Genomic DNA, 19,475 nt, shown 5'->3' with positions numbered 1-19,475 from the left:
CGCCCCAAGGAGGCGAAGGCATGAGCGAACGCCTGTTGCATCGTCTGGCATGGGTCGTGGTGGCGTTTTGCGTCGCCCCTATTCTGGCGGCGGCGCTCGCCGCGCTGACCGGTGATTTGCAAACATGGCGCGAGGTGCTTTCGACCGTTCTGCCGCGCTACACTGCGACGACGCTGACCCTCGTGGTGGTGGTCGGGATCAGCACGGCGGTGATCGGCTCGGTGACGGCCTGGCTGGTCACGGTCTATCGCTTTCCCGGCGTGCGCATACTCGAGGTGGCGCTTGCGCTGCCGCTGGCCTTTCCGGCCTATGTGATGGCCTATGCCTATACCCATATGCTGGACCACCCCGGCCCGGTGCAGACCGCCCTGCGCGCAGCGACCGGGTGGGGACCGCGCGATTACTGGTTTCCGGAGGTCCGTAGCCTTGGCGGCGCGGCGCTTATGCTGACCATCGTGCTTTATCCCTACGTCTACCTTCTGGCGCGGGCCTCGTTTCGCCAGCAAAGCGCCAATGCCTTTCTGGTGGCGCGCACGCTTGGGCGCTCGCCGCTTGCCGCATTCTGGCGGGTGGCCCTGCCGATGGCGCGCCCGGCGATTGCGGGCGGCGCGCTGTTGGCGGTGATGGAAACCATTGCCGATTTCGGCACCGTGGCCTTTTTCAATGTTCAGACCTTTGCCACCGGCATTTATCAGGCCTGGTTTTCGCTTGGCGATCGCGCAGCGGCGGCACAACTGGCGCTCTGCCTGCTGAGCTTTGCCCTGCTTCTGGCCGGGCTTGAGCGCGCCAGCCGGGGGCGGGCGCGCACCGCCGGGCGCGGCGCGCGGTTCGAGACGATGGAACGCCCCACCTTGCGCGGCGCGGGGGGCTGGATCGCCTGCGCGATTTGCCTTTTACCGGTCCTGCTTGGCTTTGTGATCCCGGTGGTCATGCTGGGCAGCATGGCGATGGGATCGGGGCAAAGCCTGTTGTCGGACCGCTATCTTGGATTCATGGCGAATTCGGTCACCCTTGCCAGCGTGGCGGCGGTGCTGACGGTGATCGGGGCGGTGCTTATCGGCTTTCGCGCCCGCACCAAACCGGGGCGGGCCTCGCGTTGGTTGGTGATCGGGGCCGGGCTTGGCTATGCGGTGCCCGGCGGCGTGATAGCCGTTGGGCTCATGGTGCCGATGGCGGCGCTCGACAATAGCGTGGATGCTTTCATGCGCGAGACATTCGGCATCCGAACCGGGCTTTTGATCACCGGGTCGATCTGGCTGATGGTGCTGGCCTATGTGGCGCGCTTCATGGCCGCCGCGCTCAATGCCTATGACAGCGGTATGGCGACGGTGCCGGGGCATTTCGATGCGATTGGCCGGTCGCTTGGCCAGCCGGGGCCGAAGCTCTTGCTGCGGGTGCATCTTCCGGTGGCGCGCACCAGCGTGTTGACCGCGCTGTTGATCGTCTTTGTCGATGTGATGAAAGAGCTGCCCGCGACGCTTATCCTGCATCCGTTCAACTTTCAGACGCTTGCGGTGCAGGCGCACCGTCTTGCCGCCGACGAGCGGCTGGCCGAGGCGGCGGTGCCCTCGCTTGTGCTGGTCGGGTTTGGTCTTATCCCGGTGCTGATCCTGTGCCGCACGATTGGCCGCGATAGCCGCGGGCGCAGCGCCGCCAAGCTTGGCACGGCGATTTCGGCCGGATAGCGGGGCAGGGGCGCTGCCCCTCTTGGCCCTTGGCCAATTCACCCCGGGATATTTGTCGCAAGAAGAAGCCGCGACCCTATTCGCCGGGACGCTTGAGACTGAATTTTTCGCGGATGACCGAATAATCCTGATAGCCAAGCCGGGTGAGCGGGTTGTAGCGCAGCACGTCGAACATGCCGTCCACCATGCAATCATCGCGCATATGCACGCCGATCACCTCGCCGAAGACGGCGAAATTCGCCTCGCCGGGGAGTTGTACGATCTGGGTCCGTTTGCATTCAAGATTGGCGGGCGCGGCGGCCACGCGGGAACAGGCAATCGTGTCGCATTCGGCCTTGGCCAGGGTGGCGAGCTCGAACTCATCGGTCGCGCGATCCCAGGGGCCGGAGGTTTTGTTCATCGCATCGCGCATCTCGTATTCGACGATGTTCACACAGAACACGCCGGTCTCGCGGATATTGGCGACGCTGTCCTTGGTGTCGCCGCGATCTTCCTTGGCCGAGGTCGAGGAAAACATCACCTGCGGCGGCACGTAAGCCACGGCGTTGAAAAACGAATAGGGCGCAAGGTTGTCGCGCCCATCGGCGCCCCGGGTCGAGATCCAGCCAATCGGGCGCGGGGTCACGATGGAGTTGAACGGATTATGCGGCAGGCCGTGGCCATCCTCGGGTTTGTAGAACATCTGTCTCTCCTTCGTGATCTGGCATGATCTGGTTTGTGCCAGACCTAGCGCCGTGCTAGGCGCATTGCCAGTCGAATTCACGAAAGGGATGGCCCGCATGTTCGATCTGCGGCCCGAAACAGCCGAAGACTGGTGGGAAGTCGAGGCGCTTTATGACCTGTGTTTTGCACCGGGGCGTGAGGCCTTGTCGTCTTACCGGCTGCGCGACGGGGTGGCGCCGGTCGCGGGGCTTAGCCTTGTGGCGCGCGATCCGGGGGGCATTCTGGCCGGGGCGATCCGGTTTTGGCCGGTGCGTGTCGGGCGCGCCGAGGCGCTTTTGCTGGGGCCGGTGGCGGTGCATCCGACCCATCAGGGCGAGGGGCTTGGCCGCTTGCTGATCCAGGACAGCCTTGAGCGGGCGCGGGCAAAAGGCTGGGAGCGGGTGATGCTGGTGGGGGATGCGCCCTATTACGGGCGCTTTGGGTTTGAGCGATTGAGCGGCGTCGAGATGCCGCCGCCGACCAATCCTGAGCGGGTTCTCGGGCTGGAATTACAGCCCGGTGCGTGGGATCATGTCACGGGTAAAGTCACACGTCACGCTTGAATTAGGGGCCGACAGGGGCAATCTGGTACCTCATGGATCACAGTCAGGACACGAAGATGGAGCTTTTGGGCAGGCCGATTGACGCCGAAGAGATCGACGCGCGGCTGTTGGATCTGGCGCGCCGCCATGCGCGCGCGGGCAATGCGGCGATTGATCTCTTGAACCTTGTCGGCGGACAGGCCGAGGGGCTTTTGGATCGTCTGCCGGTGTCGGTGCGGATGCGTCTGGGAGAGGTGACCGAAAACGCGCTTCACCGGGCGATGGAGATGGCGCACCGCTCGCGCGAGGTGGTCGGGGATCAGCCCGGATGGATGGCGAGGGCGGTGACCACGGCGATGGGCGCGGCGGGCGGCATGGGGGGCCTGCCGACGGCACTGGCGGAACTGCCGGTGACCACGACGGTGCTTTTGCGCGCCATTCAGGACGTGGCGATCGAGCATGGCTTTGATCCCGCAGAGGCAAGCGTGCGCTTCGAGGCGGTCGAGGTGTTCGGCGCGGCTGGCCCCCTGTCGGGCGATGATGGCGCCGACCTTGGGTTTATCGGCACGCGCGTCACGGTCACCGGGGCCGCGCTGAATTCGCTGATTGCGCGGGTCGCGCCACGGCTGGCCACGGTGTTGGGGCAAAAGCTTGCGGCGCAAACGGTGCCGATTTTGGGTGCCGCGGCCGGTGCGGCGACGAATTACGCCTATACCAGCTATTATCAGCAGATGGCGCATGTGCATTTCGGCCTGCGCCGTCTGGCGATTGACGCCGGGCGTGACCACGGTGATATGGTCGAGGCGCTGCGCCTGAAGGTCGAGAAATTACCGGCCCAACGGGCCTAGGACCGGGGCGCTTTACGCCGCCAGCCACACTTCGAGAAACAGCATCAGCACAAGCCCGATGGCAAAACCAAGCGTGGCCTTGTTCTGATGGCCGCAGCGGTGGGTTTCGGGGATGATCTCGTGGCTGATGACGTAAAGCATCGCGCCGGCCGAAAAGGCCAGCCCCCAGGGCAGAAACGGCTCGGAGACCGAGATGATCGCCGCCCCAAGCAGGCCGCCAATCGGCTCGACAAGGCCGGTCAGGGCGGCGATGCCGAAGGCGCGGCGACGGCTATAGCCCTCGCCAAGCAGGGCGACGGCAACGGCAAGCCCTTCGGGCGCGTTCTGAAGCCCGATCCCGAGCGCCAGCGGTATTCCCCCCGAAAGCCCATGCGCGCCAAAGCCAACGCCCACGGCAAGCCCTTCGGGAAAGTTGTGGATCGTGATCGCAATGATGAACAGCCAGACCCGCCGGAGCGATGCGGCCTCCGGGCCTTCGCGCCCGGTGTTGAAATGCTCGTGCGGCAGGGTTTCATTCAAGAGCGCGACCGCAGCCATCCCCAAAAGGATGCCGCCCACGGCAATCGCCGCAGGTATTGCCCCCTCGCCATAGTGTTCGGTGGCAGCATCAAGCGAGGGAATGATCAGCGAAAAGAACGAGGCCGACAGCATCACGCCAGCCGCAAAGCCAAGCGACATATCGCGCATCGCGCGGCTTGGTCTTTTGCCCATCAGTACCGGAATTGCACCCACGGCGGTCATCAGACCGGCAAGCAGGCTTCCGATAAATCCGAGTGCAATGGGCGATAAGATGTCCACGGTGATCCTGTGCATGGCTGGTTTCGGCTTGTCATACAGGGTTTGGATGGGTATTGAAAATCCGAACTCTGCAAGCCGGAATGGCCCGGATTTCCGGGTCGGCCATGGGCCGGGACACCGTGGGTTTCACCCACCCTACGCAAACCCGAAGGGTCAGAATTTGTCGCGCATATGCACCATCACCGCATCGCGCACGGATTGGGTGCCGCTGTCACGCTCGGAGTGGATGACATCGCGCAATTCGTGCAGATCAAGCCGACGCAGCAGGCTTTTGACCGGCCCGATTGAGGCGGGGCGCATCGACAGCGTGCGAAAGCCGATGGCGGCCAGACAGGCGGCCTCGACCGGCCGACCGGCATCCTCGCCGCAAAAACTGAGCGGGGTGCCGGTGGTGGCGCAGCGATAGACGATGCCTTCGAGAAAGTTCAGAAAGCTGACATTGAGGGTGTCATAGCGCTTGCGCACGCGCTCGTTTTCGCGATCAGCGGCAAAGAAGAACTGTTTAAGGTCATTGCCCCCGACCGAGATGAAATCGACCTCGCGGTAGAAATCATCCGGCGCGAAGGCAAGCGACGGGGTTTCAAGCATTGCCCCGACCTCGATCGAGGCAGGTTGGGGGTGGCCAAGAATGCGCTCGCGTTCAAGCGCCTTGTCCATCTCGGCGCGCGCGGCGGTGAATTCGCTGCGCTGCGCCACGAAGGGGAACATGATCGACAGATGCCGCCCCTTGGCGCCCCGGATCAGCGCCTGAAGCTGCATGCGCATGACGCCCGGTTTGTCCAATCCGACGCGGATCGCGCGCCAGCCCATGGCCGGGTTCGGCTCGTCCGTGGCCTTCATGTAGGGCAGGACCTTGTCCGACCCGATATCAAGCGTGCGAAACACCACGCGCTGACCCTTGGCGGCATCCATCACCCGCGAATAAAGCTCTGACAACTCGGCGCGCTTGGGCATATGGCTTCGGATCAGGAACTGAAGCTCGGTGCGAAACAGGCCCACGCCTTCGGCGCCGGAGCTTTCAAGACTGGGCAGATCGGCCATCAGGCCCGCGTTCATCTTGAGCTTGATATGCTGACCACAGAGCGTATCGGCGGGCTTGTCGCGGATCGAGGCATAGCGTTCCTGCGCGGTTGCCTGCATCGCCATCTTGTCGCGAAAGGCCGCCACGATCGCGTCGTCGGGGCGCAGATGCGCCAGCCCCTGATCGCCATCCACCAGAATGGGATCGCCGTTCAGCGCCTCTGTGGTGATGCGCGCCGCGTGGATCACCAGCGGAATCGCCAGGGCCCGCGCCACAATCGCCGCATGGCTGCCGACAGAGCCCTCTTCAAGTACGATCCCCTTGAGAGAGCGGCCATAATCCAAAAGCTCGGCCGGACCGATGTTGCGCGCAATGAGGATCGGATCGGATGGCATCTCGGCCCCGGTTTCTGCGCCTTGCCCGGTCAGAATACGCAAAAGCCGGTTCGAAAGATCATCAAGATCATGCAGGCGGTCACGCAGGTAGGAGTCGCTGACCTGATTCATCCGCGCGCGCGCCGCTGATTGCTCTTTCTCGACGGCGGCCTCGGCGGACAGGCCGCTATCTATGTCCGCTTCCATCCGGCGCATCCACCCCTTGGAATTGGCGAACATCCGATAGGCCTCGAGCACCTCAAGCTGATCCTTGTCGCCCCCGGCGGTCGAGAGCATCCGGTCAACGCCGACGCGCAGGGTCTCGACCGCCTCATGCAGGCGCTCCAGCTCGCGCACCGGGTCTTCGGCAATCGGGTTGGCGACAACGACGCGCGGCTCGTGAAGCCAGACATGGCCCTGCGCGGTGCCTTCCTGCACGGTGGTGCCGCGAAACAGCTTGGCCTGTTGGTGGCGCGCGGACATCGCCGCGCCTTCGCCGACAAAGGCGCCAAGCTCGGCCATCTCTGCCAGCACCATGGCGACCACTTCGACGGCGTAAATCTCTTCTTCCGAGAAAAGCCGCGCTTGCTTGGATTGCACCACCAGCACGCCAAGCTTTTCGCCAAGCCGCTGGATCGGCACGCCCATGAAGGACGAATAGGCCTCTTCCCCGGTTTCCGGCATGAAACGAAAGCCCTTGGTCGCGGGCGCATCATCGGTGTTCACGACCTGACCGTGGCGCGCCACACGGCCCACAAGGCCCTCGCCAAGCTTGAGCCGGGTTTCGTGCACGGCCTGCGGATTAAGCCCCTGCGTGGCGCAAAGCTCCAGCGTGTCTTCGTCGCGAAACAGGTAGATCGAGCACACCTCGGTGCGCATTTCCTCGGCAATCAGCCGGGTGATCTGATCGAGCCGGGCCTGACCTGCGGCATCTTCGGCCATGACATCACGCAGACGCCCCAGCATCTTCCGGCTGTCGGTCTTGAATGTCTTGGTCATGGCAGCATTGCACCCCGGGCGCGGTTTCAGATCCTGGACCGACCCTTACCGCAAATTATCCGGCAGAAACAGGATCAGGCCGCTTTATCCAATTCAAAGGCATCATGCAGGGCTTGGACCGCAAGTTCCATGTATTTCCGGTCGACCAGCACAGAAATCTTGATCTCTGAGGTTGCAATGACCTTGATGTTCACACCTTCATCGGACAGCGTCTTGAACATCTTGGCGGCCACACCCGATTGGCTCCGCATGCCGATGCCGACGGCGGAAATCTTGGCCACATCGGTGTCAGCAACCAGATCGTGATAGTTGATCTCGCCCTTTTCCTTGGCCTCCTGCAGCGCTTTTTCCGCGCGCTTGACCTGATCGGTGGGGCACGAAAACGTCATGTCGGTACGGCCCTCTTCGGCGATGTTCTGAATGATCATATCGACATTCACACCGGCATCGGACAACGGCCCGAAGATTGCGGCGGCGATGCCGGGGCGGTCGGCGACAGAAATGAGGGTCATCTTTGCCTCGTCTCGCGAATAGGCGATGCCACTTACGACATTTGATTCCATGATTTCCTCCTCGGCGCAGACCAGGGTTCCTGCGTCGTCTGATTGCTCCTCAAAGCTGCTGAGAACCCGCAGCCGGACATTGTAGCGCATCGCCAGCTCGACCGAGCGGGTCTGAAGCACTTTGGCCCCAAGCGAGGCCAGTTCAAGCATTTCCTCGAAGGCAATCTTGTCAAGCTTGCGCGCCTTCGAGCTGATCCTTGGGTCGGTGGTATAGACACCATCGACATCGGTATAAATATCGCACCGCTCGGCGCCAAAGGCGGCGGCAAAGGCCACGGCGGTGGTATCCGATCCGCCCCGCCCAAGCGTGGTGATGCGCCCCTCGGGGGAAATCCCCTGAAAGCCGGCAACCACGGCGACGCGCATGCCCTCGCCGAACTTGGCGTTGAGGTTGTCGGTGGGAATTTCTTCGATACGGGCCGAAGAATGCGCCGAGTTGGTCATGAGCGGCACTTGCCAGCCCTGCCAGCTGCGTGCGGGCACGTTCATTTCCTGAAGCGTCAGCGCCATGAGACCGGCAGTGATGTTCTCTCCGGAACTGACCACGGCGTCATATTCACGCGCATCGTAAAGAGGCGAGATTTCATTGACCCAGCCGACAAGCTCGTTGGTTTTGCCCGACATGGCAGAGACAATGACGATCACGTCATAGCCTTTGGCCACTTCAACGCCCACGCGTTTTGCGGCGCGGCGGATACGGTCAAGCGTGGCAACAGAGGTGCCACCGAATTTCATAACGAGAACGGGCATGATCTATGTCCTGGGCCAGTTTGTCGCGCGCGGTTTACGCGCGGGCAGGGCCCGGTGCAAGAGGGCAGGTGTCGCAGGGCGCAACAGACCAGAAAATTAGTAGGAATTTTCTGGGACATTTTCTTCGGAGGAAGAAAATGGGCGCTCTGCCTAGAACGGGTGGTCCTGGCCGTCATAGGTACGAAAGCATCCGGTGCCGGCCAGATCAAGCTCTGCAAACCGCTCAACCAGCCCCTGGGCGGCCTCTTCCACCGAAATGGCGGCGGCGTCCCCGCCCATGTCGGTGCGCACCCAGCCGGGATGATAGATGCCAACGGCAATACCCTCAGGCGCCAGATCAACCGCCAGGTTGCGCCCAAGATTTAGCGCCGCCGCCTTTGAGGCCCGATAGATATAGCTGCCTCCGGGCGCGCGGGTCTGGCTTGCCATCTGGCTTGAGATCACCGCGATCTTGCCCGCCTTTGCCGCCTTGATCCGCGGCAAGAGTGTCTGAACGCTCAGGAAAACGCCGGTCACATTGGTGGCAAACGCCTGTGCCCACATCGAGGCCGGGTAGCCATCTTCGAGGGTTTCGTGCTTGTCGGGATAGACCCCGGCGTTGCAGATCAAAAGATCGACCGGCTGATCGGCGATCTGCTGTGCCATCGCGTGATGCGCGGTCGGATCGGTCACATCAAGCGCGATCAAATCGCCCGAGGGCGCGCGCGCCGTGCCGGTCACCTGGTGCCCGGCCGCGCGATAGCTGTCTGCGAGCGCCTTGCCAATGCCGCGATTCGCGCCTGTGATGACGATATGCATGGATATCCTTTCGGGATGTGATCAGTTTGACTTGCGGCCCGGAATAAAGGGCAGGGGGGCAACGGGCACGCCCTCTTCGACAAGTTTGCGCGCCTCTTCGGGGCGGGCTTCGCCGTAAATCGCGCGTTCGGGCGTGACACCGTCATGCATGTCGCGCGCCTCGCGCGCGAAATTGCCGCCGACATATTCCGAGTTTTCCTCGATCTTGCGTCGCAATTCAGCCATGGCCTGTTCTGCGGGGCTTGCGGGTTTGCTAAGCGCGCCGCCCTCGGCTTGGGGGGGCGCGCCGTCTGGCGCGTCTTTGCGACTGGAGCGTACACGCGGCGCCATAAGCGCCTTTTCCACCTCATCCGATCCGCAGACAGCACAGGTTACCATGCTGCGGGCGCGCAGTTTTTCAAAGGCTTCGGCCGATTGGAACCAGCTGTCAAAGCGGTGATCCCCGGCGCATTTCAGGCTGAATTGAATCATGTCCCGGTCCAAATGCAATACGAGTGATACTTACGTGTGGCCGGGCAAAAATCAAGGCGCTACCGCGCCTTAAAGGCCCAATCGGTGCGGATCGAAGCCCCGGATAATATGCGCAAGTTCCGGCTCCTCCACGCGGGCGGCGGCCTTTTTGGGGCGCAGCCACTTGTGTTTGCGCTGTCCGGCCTCGGGGAATTTTCCGGCAAGGGTCTTGACCCGCACCGGATAGACCATCGCAAGACAAGGCAGGCCACGCTCTGGCCCGATTGCCTTGGTATAGGAATAGGCGCCAAGGCATTGCTCATAGGCGCGACCGCGCACGCCGGCCTCTTCCCAGGCCTCAAGCAGGGCGATTTCGGCGGGGGTCTTGCCCGCCACCGGCCAGCCCTTGGGCATGATCCAGCGGCCCGATCCACGGCTTGTGATCAACAGGATTTCGGGCTTGTCTCGCACCATACGGTAGCAAAGCGCTGCAAATTGCGTGCGCACTTCGGTCTTTGTGGCCGCCGAGAGGGCAAGCGGCATTTGCTGTATCGCCTGAAAGCTCATTCGCCCGTTCCCTGAGGCTGCTCGTTCCGTTGGGAGGTACGAACAATCATATTACGACACCCCGCGATCTTGCCAGCGAGATTTGCAGACAACGGTGCGTCACACCGCAGATCGTGACCAATCTGCCCCGAAAATGGCCAACACCCCGTTAGGTCTCTTTGCTGTCAGCCGGAGTATCGTCCTTCGGCGCGGGATTGGCGGTTTCTTCGAGCTGGGACAAGAGCATGGTTTCAAGGTCTTTTTCCAACTCGCGTGCGCGCTTGATATAGGCGGCGTTGTCGAGTGTCGGGATGCTGGGATCCCAAAGCGCCGCCAGTTCGCGCACCGATGCGCGATCATGCTGATAAAAGGTTTTCTCAAGCTCTGCCGCCTCGAAATCCGTCAGACCCATGTTTTCGAGCACATAGCGCCCCGCGCGCAGCGAGCTGTCGAAGAGTTCGCGAACGATGTCATTGGCCCCTGCCTGATAAAGGCGAAACACATGGGTACGGTCGCGCGCGCGCGCGATGATGTGAAGATCGGGGCATTCGCGGCGCGCAAAGGCGACAAGGCGCACGGCGGCCTCCGGGTCATCAAGTGCCGCCACAAGAACGCGCGCCTCGTGCAGGCCTGCGGCATGCAGAAGATCGGGGCGCGTCGGGTCGCCAAAGAACCCCTTGATGCCAAAGCGGCGCATGCTCTGGATCGCGTTGAGGTCATGGTCAAGCACCACGGTTTCAAACCCGCTTGAACGCACAAGCCGGTTGACCACCTGCCCGAACCGCCCGATTCCGGCGATGATCACCGGGCCTTTGATGTCGATCTCATCGGCATCCTGCGCCTCGCCACTGTCCTGAATGCGCTGTGAGAGCCAGTCATAAAGAATGAACAAAAGCGGCGTGATCAGCATGGTCATCGCCACCACAAGCAAGAGCGTTTCGCTCAGCCCGCGCGGCAGAACATGCTGCTGATCGGTAAAGCCGATCAGCACAAGCCCGAATTCCCCTGCCTGCGCCAATCCCAGCGTGAACAGCCACAAGTCGCGCCCGCGCAGAGCAAAGGCCCAGCCCAGAATACAAAGCACGCTGCCCTTGATCACTATCACCGCAAGCGCCAGCCCAAGGATCAGAAACGGCGCGCCGAGCAGGGTGGTGAAATTGATCCCCGCCCCGACGGTGATAAAGAACAGGCCCAGCAACAGGCCCTTGAACGGTGCGATATCGCTTTCAAGTTCGTGGCGGAATTCGCTGTTGGCCAGAACCACCCCGGCGAGAAACGCGCCAAGGGCGGGCGAGAGCCCCACCAGCATCATCAGAAACGAAATCGACACCACGATCAAAAGGGCAAGCGCCGTGTACATTTCACGCAGGCGCGCGGCATGGATAAAGCGAAACACCGGTCGCGTCAGGTAAATACCGGCCAGAATGATCGCGACCACCGCGCCGATGGTGACAAGCGCAGCCCCCCAACCCGGCAGGCTTGCAATCAGTGATTGCGCCACCTGATGCGCGCCGGTTGCGCCGTGATCCGCCGTTTCGGCCTCGCGTGTGAGAAACTCGCCCAGCACCATATCGGCGGTTTTCGGCAGCGCCAGAAGCGGCAGGAAGGCCAGCATCGGGATCACTGCGATATCCTGTGTCAGCAACACCGAAAACGCCGAGCGCCCGCCCCCCGTGCGCATCAGCCCCTTTTCCGACAGGGTTTGCAAAACGATCGCCGTCGAGGAAAGCGCAAAGATAAGGCCGATCGCAAGCGCCACACTCCAGCCAAGGCCCAAAAGGTTCGCCCCGGTCATGATCGCCAGCGTGGTCAGAACGATCTGCAAGCCGCCAAGACCCAGCAGGCGGTGGCGCATATCCCAGAGCGCGCGCGGCTCAAGCTCCAGCCCGATCAGGAAGAGCATCATCACCACGCCGAATTCGGCAACATGCCGTAATTCGGCGGTTTCATGGCCGCCGACAAAGCCAAACACCGGCCCGATCAGCACCCCGGCCAACAGGTAGCCAAGCACCGACCCAAGCCCGAGCCGCGCGGCCAGGGGCACGGCAATCACGGTTGCTGCGAGATAGATCGAAGCCTGGAAAAGAAACCCTTCCATCAGCCCTTGGGCATCCGGAGAACCACGTCGCGGCCGCTCTTTTTATAGCGAAGTTCGGTGTCGCCGATGGCCGATACACGCCCGCCGTTCAAGCGGTCGCCGACCTGTACCTTTTGATAGCGGCCATTGGACAGGCGTACGAGGGCGCGGCGGTTCTTGGGGTTGCCGTAAACGCCAATCAGATTGACGTTGCGCAGGTTGATCGCGTTGCGCGATGTCGCCTGTCGCGCCACCGAGGCGGTGGTTGGAATAGACGGGGCGGCGCGCTTGGCTGTCTGCCCGGAAATGCTCTGCGTGTCGGCCGGTTTGCTGCGGCGCACGATCCTGTCAAAATTACCGGGCCGGGTTTTCGGCTTGAGCGAGGCAAGCACCGCCTGCGCCGTGCCGCGCGTCTCGGGCTCGGGCGTTTCAACGGCCTCGGCCAGGGCAGCCGCCACCGCAGAGGCGGCAGCGGCTGAATTGGCGGTGACGGTGGCATTGGCGGCGGCCTGAATGACCGATTGAGGCCGCGTGCGAGGCCGCAGCGCCGCAAGCTCTGATCGCGTGCGCCCGCTCAGCGCGCCGCGTTCCTGTTGCTCGGCCAGATTTTCGGGGCGGGTGCGCGGGCGAATACCGCCAAGGCGTTTTTGCTCGGCCAGGGCCTCGGCGGTTTGCTCGATCCCCGGCAGCGGTACGGCGCGGGCGGGCATGTCGGGCGGGCTGCGCGGTGGCGGGCCTGCGCGCACCAACACACCATCCGGCGTCAGCGCGCCACCCGGCGTCGCCAGAACAAAGCCGCGCGGGCCAATCACGAACTGCGTGCCCGGCGGCGCCGGTGAGGCGGGCGTTTCGGGCCGTCTGTCCGCCTGCGCGGTCGGCGCATCGGGCAGGGCAACGGCATCCTGGAAATTCACCTTGTCGTCAATCGAGGTAAGGTAAAAATCATCAAGTCCGGTGGGATTTGGGGCCTTTGTCGGGGTTGGGGCCATCTGCCAGATTCCGGTCGCCGCATAACGCGCAAGCGGCTGATCCGGGGTAAGTTCCACCGCCGTGGCAGAAGGGTCCATCGCGGCGATCTCGACCTCTGGCTCTGGTTCGATCTCATCGGGTTGCGGGGCAAGCGCGGTGTCGATCGGGGTCTCCTCAGGGGCGGGCCCTTCGGGCAACGGGGTCGGCTGATTGGCGGCATCCGCCACCGGGTCTTCGGTTGCGCTCGGCGGTGCGGTGGGGGTAGCCACGATCTCGGGCGGGGATTTGCGGAAAATTCCGGCAACTCCGTCGTCGGTGAACATCGCCGCCCATGCCGCGATGATCATCAGAATGATCAACAGGATGGCCGTCAGGATCACGCCCAGATAGCGCGGTTTCCCGCCCACGGCCTGATCGGTGCGCGCACCAAAGATCGTCAGGCGCTCGGCCTCTGCCGTTGAATTGGCACTGGTTTTGGCGGGCTTGGCGGGCGCGCTGCGGCGGCTGAGAAAGCCGAGCTTGCGCGGCGCTTTGGCCGTGTCACTGTCTTTTGGCGCAGACGACAGGCTTGCCGCGGCAAGGTCGGTCAGCGCCGGTTCCGCGGCACCGGTCAGGTAAGGCGCAGGGCCGGGGCCTGGCAGATCAGGCAGCGGCGCCGAAGGGGCTGTCGGTGTAAAGCGCGCGGCACCGGCCAGTTTTGGGGCCTGTCCCGGTTCAGTCCCGCGATCAGCGCGGATACTGGAAAACGCGACCGGCGGCATTTCGGCGGGTGGCTCGGGGGCGGGCTTGGCGGGGGCGGGCGTTTCCGGCGCCTTCTCAGCAGGGAGGGCTGGTGTCGGCGCAGGGGCTTGCGGCACATCGGGAACCGTCGCAAGCGCCTCAGCGACCTCAGCGACCTCAGCGACCTCAGCGACCTCAGCGACCTCAGCGACCTCTGGCATATGGGCCGCGCCGATGATTGCCACCGCAGTTTCGTCGCGATCAATCCGGACCTTGGCCCCAAGCGTGTCGCGGGCATGCCGGGTGATGCCGAAAAACGGCTCGCCGGGAAAAGGGCTGTCATCGGGGCGCGCGACAAAGCTTATTGGGTTGACCTCGTGCTCAAGCCCGAAGGCCTCGGCCTCGTCCAGCGTTTCACGGGCAACGGCAGCCACCAAAATCCTGTCGCCGTCCAAGGCCCAATCATAGGCCAGATCGTCAAGCGCATAGGGCGTGGCCCCGTCAAGTGCGTCGGTCACCGCCCGATCAAGATCGCCGTCCGGGGCGCTGTCCGCGGAAAGCTCAAGATATTTGATCTGCTCGTTCGGCAGGATCAGCTTGGTGGCAAAGCCCGACGGATCAAGCGCCTTGGCCTTGGCCCGCAAGGCCGCCAGATCGCCGCTCAGGTCCCTTGCGTCGAGGGTCACCTCGCCCACCAGATGCCAGCCCGCGCCGGCGCGGTGCAAAAGGGCGATGCCCTCAAAGGACAGGGATAAGGCGAAATTGGGTTTCATCTGTACCGCTCTAACACTGGCAAGGCGCAATCGGGAGTCCTGCGTTCACCGCGTTGATTTTATAGCAGCTTCGCGCCGAGGCAAACAAAAACCCCCGCCTGGCGCCGCAAGTGACGGGGCCGGGCGGGGGAGGGTGCGGCGCGGGGTTACCCGTGGGCCTTGGTCAGCGCCTGATCCAGATCGGCGATGATATCGGCCGCATCCTCAATCCCGATAGAGATGCGGACCACGTTCGGCGCGGCCCCGGCGGCGGTCTGTTGCTCCGGAGATAGCTGGCGGTGCGTGGTCGAGGCCGAATGGATCACAAGGCTTCGGGTGTCGCCAAGGTTGGCCACATGGCTGAACAATTCCAGACTGTCGACAAAGCGCGTGCAGGCGTCATAGCCGCCCTTGAGCGCGATGGTGAACAGCCCGCCGGCGCCCTTGGGGCAAATCCGCGCAACGCGGTCGTGATAGGGCGACGATGCCAGCCCGGCATAGGTCACTGCCTCGATCGTCGGGTGGCTTTCAAGCCAGCCCGCCACTTTTTCGGCGTTCAGAACATGGCGCTCCATGCGCAGGCTGAGGGTTTCGATCCCCATCAAGGTGTAATGCGCGGCTTGCGGATTGAGGGTCATGCCCAGATCGCGCAGACCGATGGCAATGCCGTGAAAGGTAAAGGCGAGCGGGCCAAAGGTCTCGTGGAACTTGAGGCCGTGATAGGCAGGCTCGGGTTCGCTCAGCGACGGAAACTTATCCGAGGCGGACCAGTCGAAATTGCCCGAATCCACTACGACGCCGCCGGTGACGGTGCCATTGCCGGTGAGGTATTTGGTCATCGAATGCACGACAAGTGTCGCGCCATGTTCGATCGGGCGGCAGAGGTAAGGCGTGGCGCTTGTGTTATCCACGATAAGCGGCAGACCAGCGGCATCGGCGATCTTCGCCACCGCATCCAGATCGGTGATATAGCCACCGGGATTGGCGATGGATTCGCAGAATACGGCGCGGGTATTGTCATCAATCGCGGCCGCCACGGCATCGAGATCGTCGAAATCAACGAATGTAGCCGACCAGCCAAAGCGCTTGATGGTCTGGCTGAACTGGGTGATCGAGCCGCCATAAAGCCGGGTCGAGACCACCACGTTAAGGCCCGGCCCCATCAGCGGAAAAAGCGCCATGATCTGGGCCGCGTGACCCGATGAGCAACACACTGCGCCGACGCCGCCCTCAAGTGTGGCCACACGTTCCTGAAGTGCGGCAACGGTCGGGTTGGTCAGCCGCGAATAGATATATCCCACCTCTTGCAGATTGAAGAGCGCCGCGGCGTGTTCCGCGTCGCGGAATACATAGGCGGTTGTCTGGTAAATCGGCACCTGCCGCGCGCCGGTGGCGGGGTCAGGCCGGGCGCCGGCGTGAATTTGCAATGTGTCAAAGCCATAAGCCATTTGGTCGATCCTCCTCGGAAATGCTTGCATTCGGGTTTAGGGCATCCGAGTTTGCGCCACAACTGGCGTTAAGACATTCAGAGGAGGCCAAGATGGCATATCCGTTTCACCTTGCGATCAATGTGACCGACCTGGACGCGGCGCGCGGCTTTTATGGCGGGCTTTTGGGGGCTCTTGAGGGAAGATCGACCGCGACCTGGGTCGATTTCGATTTTTTCGGCCATCAGCTCAGCCTGCACCTGGGCCCGCCCTTCGCCACGCAGGCGACCGGAAAAGTTGGCGATCACATGGTGCAGATGCCGCATTTCGGGGTGGTTCTTCCGCTTGAGACATGGCGCGAGGTGGCGGAGCGGCTTGCGCAGGCGGGTACAGAATTCGTGATCCCGCCCACGGTGCGCTTTGAAGGAGAGCCGGGAGAGCAATGGACGATGTTCTTCTGTGATCCCTCGGGCAACCCTGTGGAATTGAAAGGTTTTGCCGATATGAACGCTGTGTTTGCATCTTGAGAGGCAAGATTTTTCGACGAAAAATCTTAACCCCAGAAAATTCGGCGAATTTTCTGGGGCCTAGCGCATCCAAAATCCGTTGCGTTTGATCGTATTGCGGATCGCCTGTTCGCGGCGTGGCAGGTCGTCCTGATCAAAAAGGGCGCGCACTTTTTGGCCGCGCCCCTGGTAGATCATTCGCTTGATCGGATCGTATTCCTTGAGTACCTTCTTGACCCGGTTCGGCGCTGTCACGTTTTCCAGAACCTTTACCACATGATCGGATTCGCGCGCATAGAGCAGCGGCAGAACCCGGTAATGACAGGTGACGTCGCCATCCAAAAGACCGGTCGGGATCGTGTCACGCCCCCCGCCAAGTGAATGGATCACCAAAGGCAGGGCCACCTGATCAAGCCAGGGATCAAGCGACTGACAGATAAGCTCTGGTGGGGCGTCCTTGGCGATGGCCAGTGCATACTCCAAAAACCGTTGGCCAAAGGCATGCGGGCATTTGTAAAAGAAGAACCCGGCGTTGAAATAAAGATAGCGCTGCCAGTATTCATCGGGCTGGCTCAGATCCAGAGAGCTTTCAAAATCAAGCCCGAACCTGTCGTAAAGCGATTTCCAGATGGCGCCATAGCCGGGGCCGTAAAGTTCAAGCTGCGGCCAGGTGCCTTCGCGCCGCATCGAGGCGGTGGGGCGGTCAAAATTAAACGGCACCCGGCTCAGATCACCGGTCACAAGCGTATCAGTGTCGAAAAACACGAAAGGCTCGCCTTTGGGCAGGCTGAGAAGGGCTTCGATCTTATTGCCATAGGGATAGACATGGCCAAAATGCTTACTCTCGAATGGGAGGATCTCGGCGCCGAGCTCTTCCAGCAACGTGCGGGTCTCTTCACCCTTGATACGCGGGTCATTGGGCCAGAGCGCGCCGGGCTGAGGTTCGGCCACGAACAGCCGACCTTGAAAGCCGGGGCTCTGGTCGCGCAGAGAGGCTGCGAAAATCAGCGCCTCGAATTGCAGCCGACCGCCCTGACCGACAATCACGATGTTGAGCGTGCTCTGTTGTTCCGTGGTCTTTGCCATGCCCGCGCCCCGGTTTATGCCTTACTGCTTTTGTGGGCAGTATAGGCACAATCCGACAGGGGCAGAAGAGGGGAAGCGACCTGCTATCAGGCCCGCACCTCGTCTGCCGGGGTTTTGAGGGCTTTGACCGCCTCATATTGCGACAGAAATACCCGGCCGGTCAGTTCATCCAGAAAATGCTGCGCCTCAAGGCGATCCATCACCGGGCCTTTGACCTCAGAGAGGTGAAGCTGAACATTCATTTCGCGCAGGCGGTCGTTGATCGTTTCAAGCGATTCAAGCGCGCTGAAGTCAATCTCGTTGATCGCGGAGCATTGCAGGATGACGTGGCGAATATTTGGATCACGCGCGACCCGGTTGTGAATTTTCTCCTCAAGGAAACGGGCATTCGCAAAATAGAGGCTTTCATCGACCCGAAGGCTTACGATGTGCGGATCGGTCAAAACCTTGTGGCGCAGGATATTGCGGAAATGTTCGGTGCCGGGCATTTGCCCGACTTCGGCCACGTGAGGGCGCGATGATCTGTAAAGATGCAACAGGATCGACACCCCAACCCCGGAGGACACGCCCAGCTCGACCCCGAACCCAAGCGTCAGAAGGATGGTCGCAAGAACGGCGGCAAAATCGGCCTTTGAATAGCCCCAGCTGCGTTTGAGGATGCTGAAATCCACAAGGCTGAGCACGGCAACAATGATTGTCGCGGCAAGCGTCGCCTTGGGCAGGAAATAGATCAGCGGTGTGAGAAACAGCGCCGCAATCGCCAGCCCGACCGCCGTATAGGCCCCCGCCGCGGGCGTTTCAGCGCCCGCATCAAAGTTCACGACTGAGCGTGAAAACCCGCCGGTCACCGGAAAGCCGCCAGTGAACGCGGCGCCGATATTGGCGGCGCCAAGGCCGATCAATTCCTGATCGGGGTCGATCCGCTGGCGTTTCTTGGCCGCCAATGTCTGGGCCACCGAGATCGATTCAACAAAACCGATGATCGAGATCAGGAAAGCCGGCAGCAAAAGCTGGCCCAGAAGGCCGGGCGACAGCGACGGCAGGGTCAGCGGCGGCAGGCTTTGCGGCACCTCGCCGACGATTTTCACGCCCTGATCCGCCAGCCCGAACCCCCAGACGGCCAGTGTGCTCAGCACGACAACCGCAACCGGACCGGCCTTGACCATGATGCCCGTCACGCCCGCACCCGCACCAAGGCGCTGCATCAGCGGCTTGAGACCCTTGCGCACCCAGAACAGGAATGCGGTCCCAAGCACCCCGATCACGGCGGTGATTACATTGGTTTCGCCCAGATGCTCGATCAGCGACACCACAATTTCCCAGAGATTATGACCCTGCGCATTGATGCCGAGGATATGCTTGAGCTGGCTCGCGGCGATGATCAAGCCCGAGGCGGTGATAAAGCCCGCAATCACCGGATGCGACAGGAAATTGGCCACGAATCCAAGCCGGAAAAGCCCCATGCCCAAGAGGATCACCCCCGACAACCCCGCCAGCGACAGGGCCGCAACGCCATAGCCCATGGTGCCCTGTTCCACGATATTGCTCAATGCGGCGGCGGTCATCAGTGACACCACGGCGACCGGGCCGACGGCGAGCGCGCGGCTGGTGCCAAAGATCGCATAAAGGATGATCGGCGCGATCGAGGCATAAAGCCCGGCCTCGGGCGGCAACCCCGCCAGAAGGGCATAGGCCAGCGATTGCGGGATCAGCATGATCGTGACGATCAGGGCCGCAATAAGGTCATTGCCAAGGGCTGTGCGATCATAGGCCCCGCCCCATTTCAGAATGGGCAGATAGCGGATCAGGTAAGGGTGCATATAAGGCTCTGTCTTGTCGGCGCCACCTTCGCGGGGGATGCA

16 protein-coding genes are annotated in these 19,475 nt (G+C 62.3%); 4 read left to right on the top strand and 12 right to left on the bottom strand.

Translation table 11 applies throughout. From position 1 onward, the window contains the following. Positions 1-20 precede the first annotated feature (20 nt). A complete protein-coding gene (locus BUB78_RS03625; protein ID WP_073195121.1) occupies positions 21-1,685 on the top strand; it encodes an ABC transporter permease in 1,665 nt (554 codons plus the stop codon). 76 nt (positions 1,686-1,761) lie between these two features. Here the strand turns inward: BUB78_RS03625 and BUB78_RS03620 are convergent, their stop codons facing one another. Beyond that, positions 1,762-2,367 (bottom strand): flavin reductase family protein, encoded by a 606-nt coding sequence (locus BUB78_RS03620; protein ID WP_170865014.1) that lies wholly within the window; start codon positions 2,365-2,367, stop codon positions 1,762-1,764. Positions 2,368-2,464: 97 nt separating this feature from the next. Between BUB78_RS03620 and BUB78_RS03615 the strand changes: the two genes are divergently transcribed. Next, positions 2,465-2,950, top strand: coding sequence for a GNAT family N-acetyltransferase (locus BUB78_RS03615; protein WP_073195119.1), 486 nt, complete (start codon positions 2,465-2,467; stop codon positions 2,948-2,950). A 32-nt stretch (positions 2,951-2,982) separates the two neighbouring features. Beyond that, positions 2,983-3,777 (top strand): EcsC family protein, encoded by a 795-nt coding sequence (locus BUB78_RS03610; RefSeq protein ID WP_425442125.1) that lies wholly within the window; start codon positions 2,983-2,985, stop codon positions 3,775-3,777. A gap of 12 nt (positions 3,778-3,789) precedes the next feature. On the opposite strand, the gene BUB78_RS03605 is transcribed toward BUB78_RS03610, so the two are convergent. The 9 genes from BUB78_RS03605 to BUB78_RS03565 all read right to left on the bottom strand — a co-directional run bounded on the left by BUB78_RS03605 (position 3,790) and on the right by BUB78_RS03565 (position 16,042). Then, entirely contained in the window at positions 3,790-4,575 is a 786-nt protein-coding gene (locus tag BUB78_RS03605; protein WP_073195229.1) for a ZIP family metal transporter, read from the bottom strand. A 153-nt stretch (positions 4,576-4,728) separates the two neighbouring features. Beyond that, positions 4,729-6,969, bottom strand: a complete 2,241-nt coding sequence (gene ptsP, locus BUB78_RS03600; protein ID WP_073195117.1) for a phosphoenolpyruvate--protein phosphotransferase — start codon at positions 6,967-6,969, stop codon at positions 4,729-4,731. Between the two features lie 74 nt (positions 6,970-7,043). Further along, a complete protein-coding gene (locus BUB78_RS03595) occupies positions 7,044-8,282 on the bottom strand; it encodes an aspartate kinase (RefSeq protein WP_073195115.1) in 1,239 nt (412 codons plus the stop codon). Between the two features lie 150 nt (positions 8,283-8,432). Beyond that, on the bottom strand, positions 8,433-9,080 hold the full coding sequence (locus BUB78_RS03590; RefSeq protein ID WP_073195113.1) for an SDR family NAD(P)-dependent oxidoreductase: 648 nt from the start codon (positions 9,078-9,080) through the stop codon (positions 8,433-8,435). Between the two features lie 21 nt (positions 9,081-9,101). Next, a complete protein-coding gene (locus BUB78_RS03585) occupies positions 9,102-9,551 on the bottom strand; it encodes a DUF1178 family protein (RefSeq protein ID WP_073195112.1) in 450 nt (149 codons plus the stop codon). A gap of 69 nt (positions 9,552-9,620) precedes the next feature. Further along, positions 9,621-10,097, bottom strand: a complete 477-nt coding sequence (locus BUB78_RS03580; protein ID WP_073195110.1) for an NUDIX hydrolase — start codon at positions 10,095-10,097, stop codon at positions 9,621-9,623. Between the two features lie 148 nt (positions 10,098-10,245). Further along, positions 10,246-12,174, bottom strand: a complete 1,929-nt coding sequence (locus BUB78_RS03575; RefSeq protein ID WP_073195108.1) for a cation:proton antiporter domain-containing protein — start codon at positions 12,172-12,174, stop codon at positions 10,246-10,248. Beyond that, a complete protein-coding gene (locus BUB78_RS03570; RefSeq protein WP_073195106.1) occupies positions 12,174-14,615 on the bottom strand; it encodes a hypothetical protein in 2,442 nt (813 codons plus the stop codon). Before BUB78_RS03570 ends, BUB78_RS03575 begins: the two co-directional genes overlap by 1 nt. 146 nt (positions 14,616-14,761) lie before the next feature. Continuing rightward, positions 14,762-16,042, bottom strand: coding sequence for an O-acetylhomoserine aminocarboxypropyltransferase/cysteine synthase family protein (locus tag BUB78_RS03565; protein ID WP_073195104.1), 1,281 nt, complete (start codon positions 16,040-16,042; stop codon positions 14,762-14,764). Positions 16,043-16,134: 92 nt separating this feature from the next. On the opposite strand from BUB78_RS03565, the gene BUB78_RS03560 reads away from it, so the two are divergent. After that, on the top strand, positions 16,135-16,548 hold the full coding sequence (locus BUB78_RS03560; protein ID WP_073195103.1) for a VOC family protein: 414 nt from the start codon (positions 16,135-16,137) through the stop codon (positions 16,546-16,548). Positions 16,549-16,608: 60 nt separating this feature from the next. Here BUB78_RS03560 and BUB78_RS03555 read toward each other — a convergent pair whose 3' ends face one another. Beyond that, entirely contained in the window at positions 16,609-17,613 is a 1,005-nt protein-coding gene (locus tag BUB78_RS03555; RefSeq protein WP_073195101.1) for a hypothetical protein, read from the bottom strand. An 86-nt stretch (positions 17,614-17,699) separates the two neighbouring features. Continuing rightward, on the bottom strand, positions 17,700-19,433 hold the full coding sequence (locus BUB78_RS03550) for a SulP family inorganic anion transporter (protein ID WP_073195099.1): 1,734 nt from the start codon (positions 19,431-19,433) through the stop codon (positions 17,700-17,702). Positions 19,434-19,475: the final 42 nt, after the last annotated feature.

Source organism: Roseovarius marisflavi (assembly GCF_900142625.1).
Classification (GTDB): domain Bacteria; phylum Pseudomonadota; class Alphaproteobacteria; order Rhodobacterales; family Rhodobacteraceae; genus Roseovarius; species Roseovarius marisflavi.
Note: the sequence above shows the minus strand (reverse complement) of the source record. Positions and strands in the feature narration are given on the sequence as shown.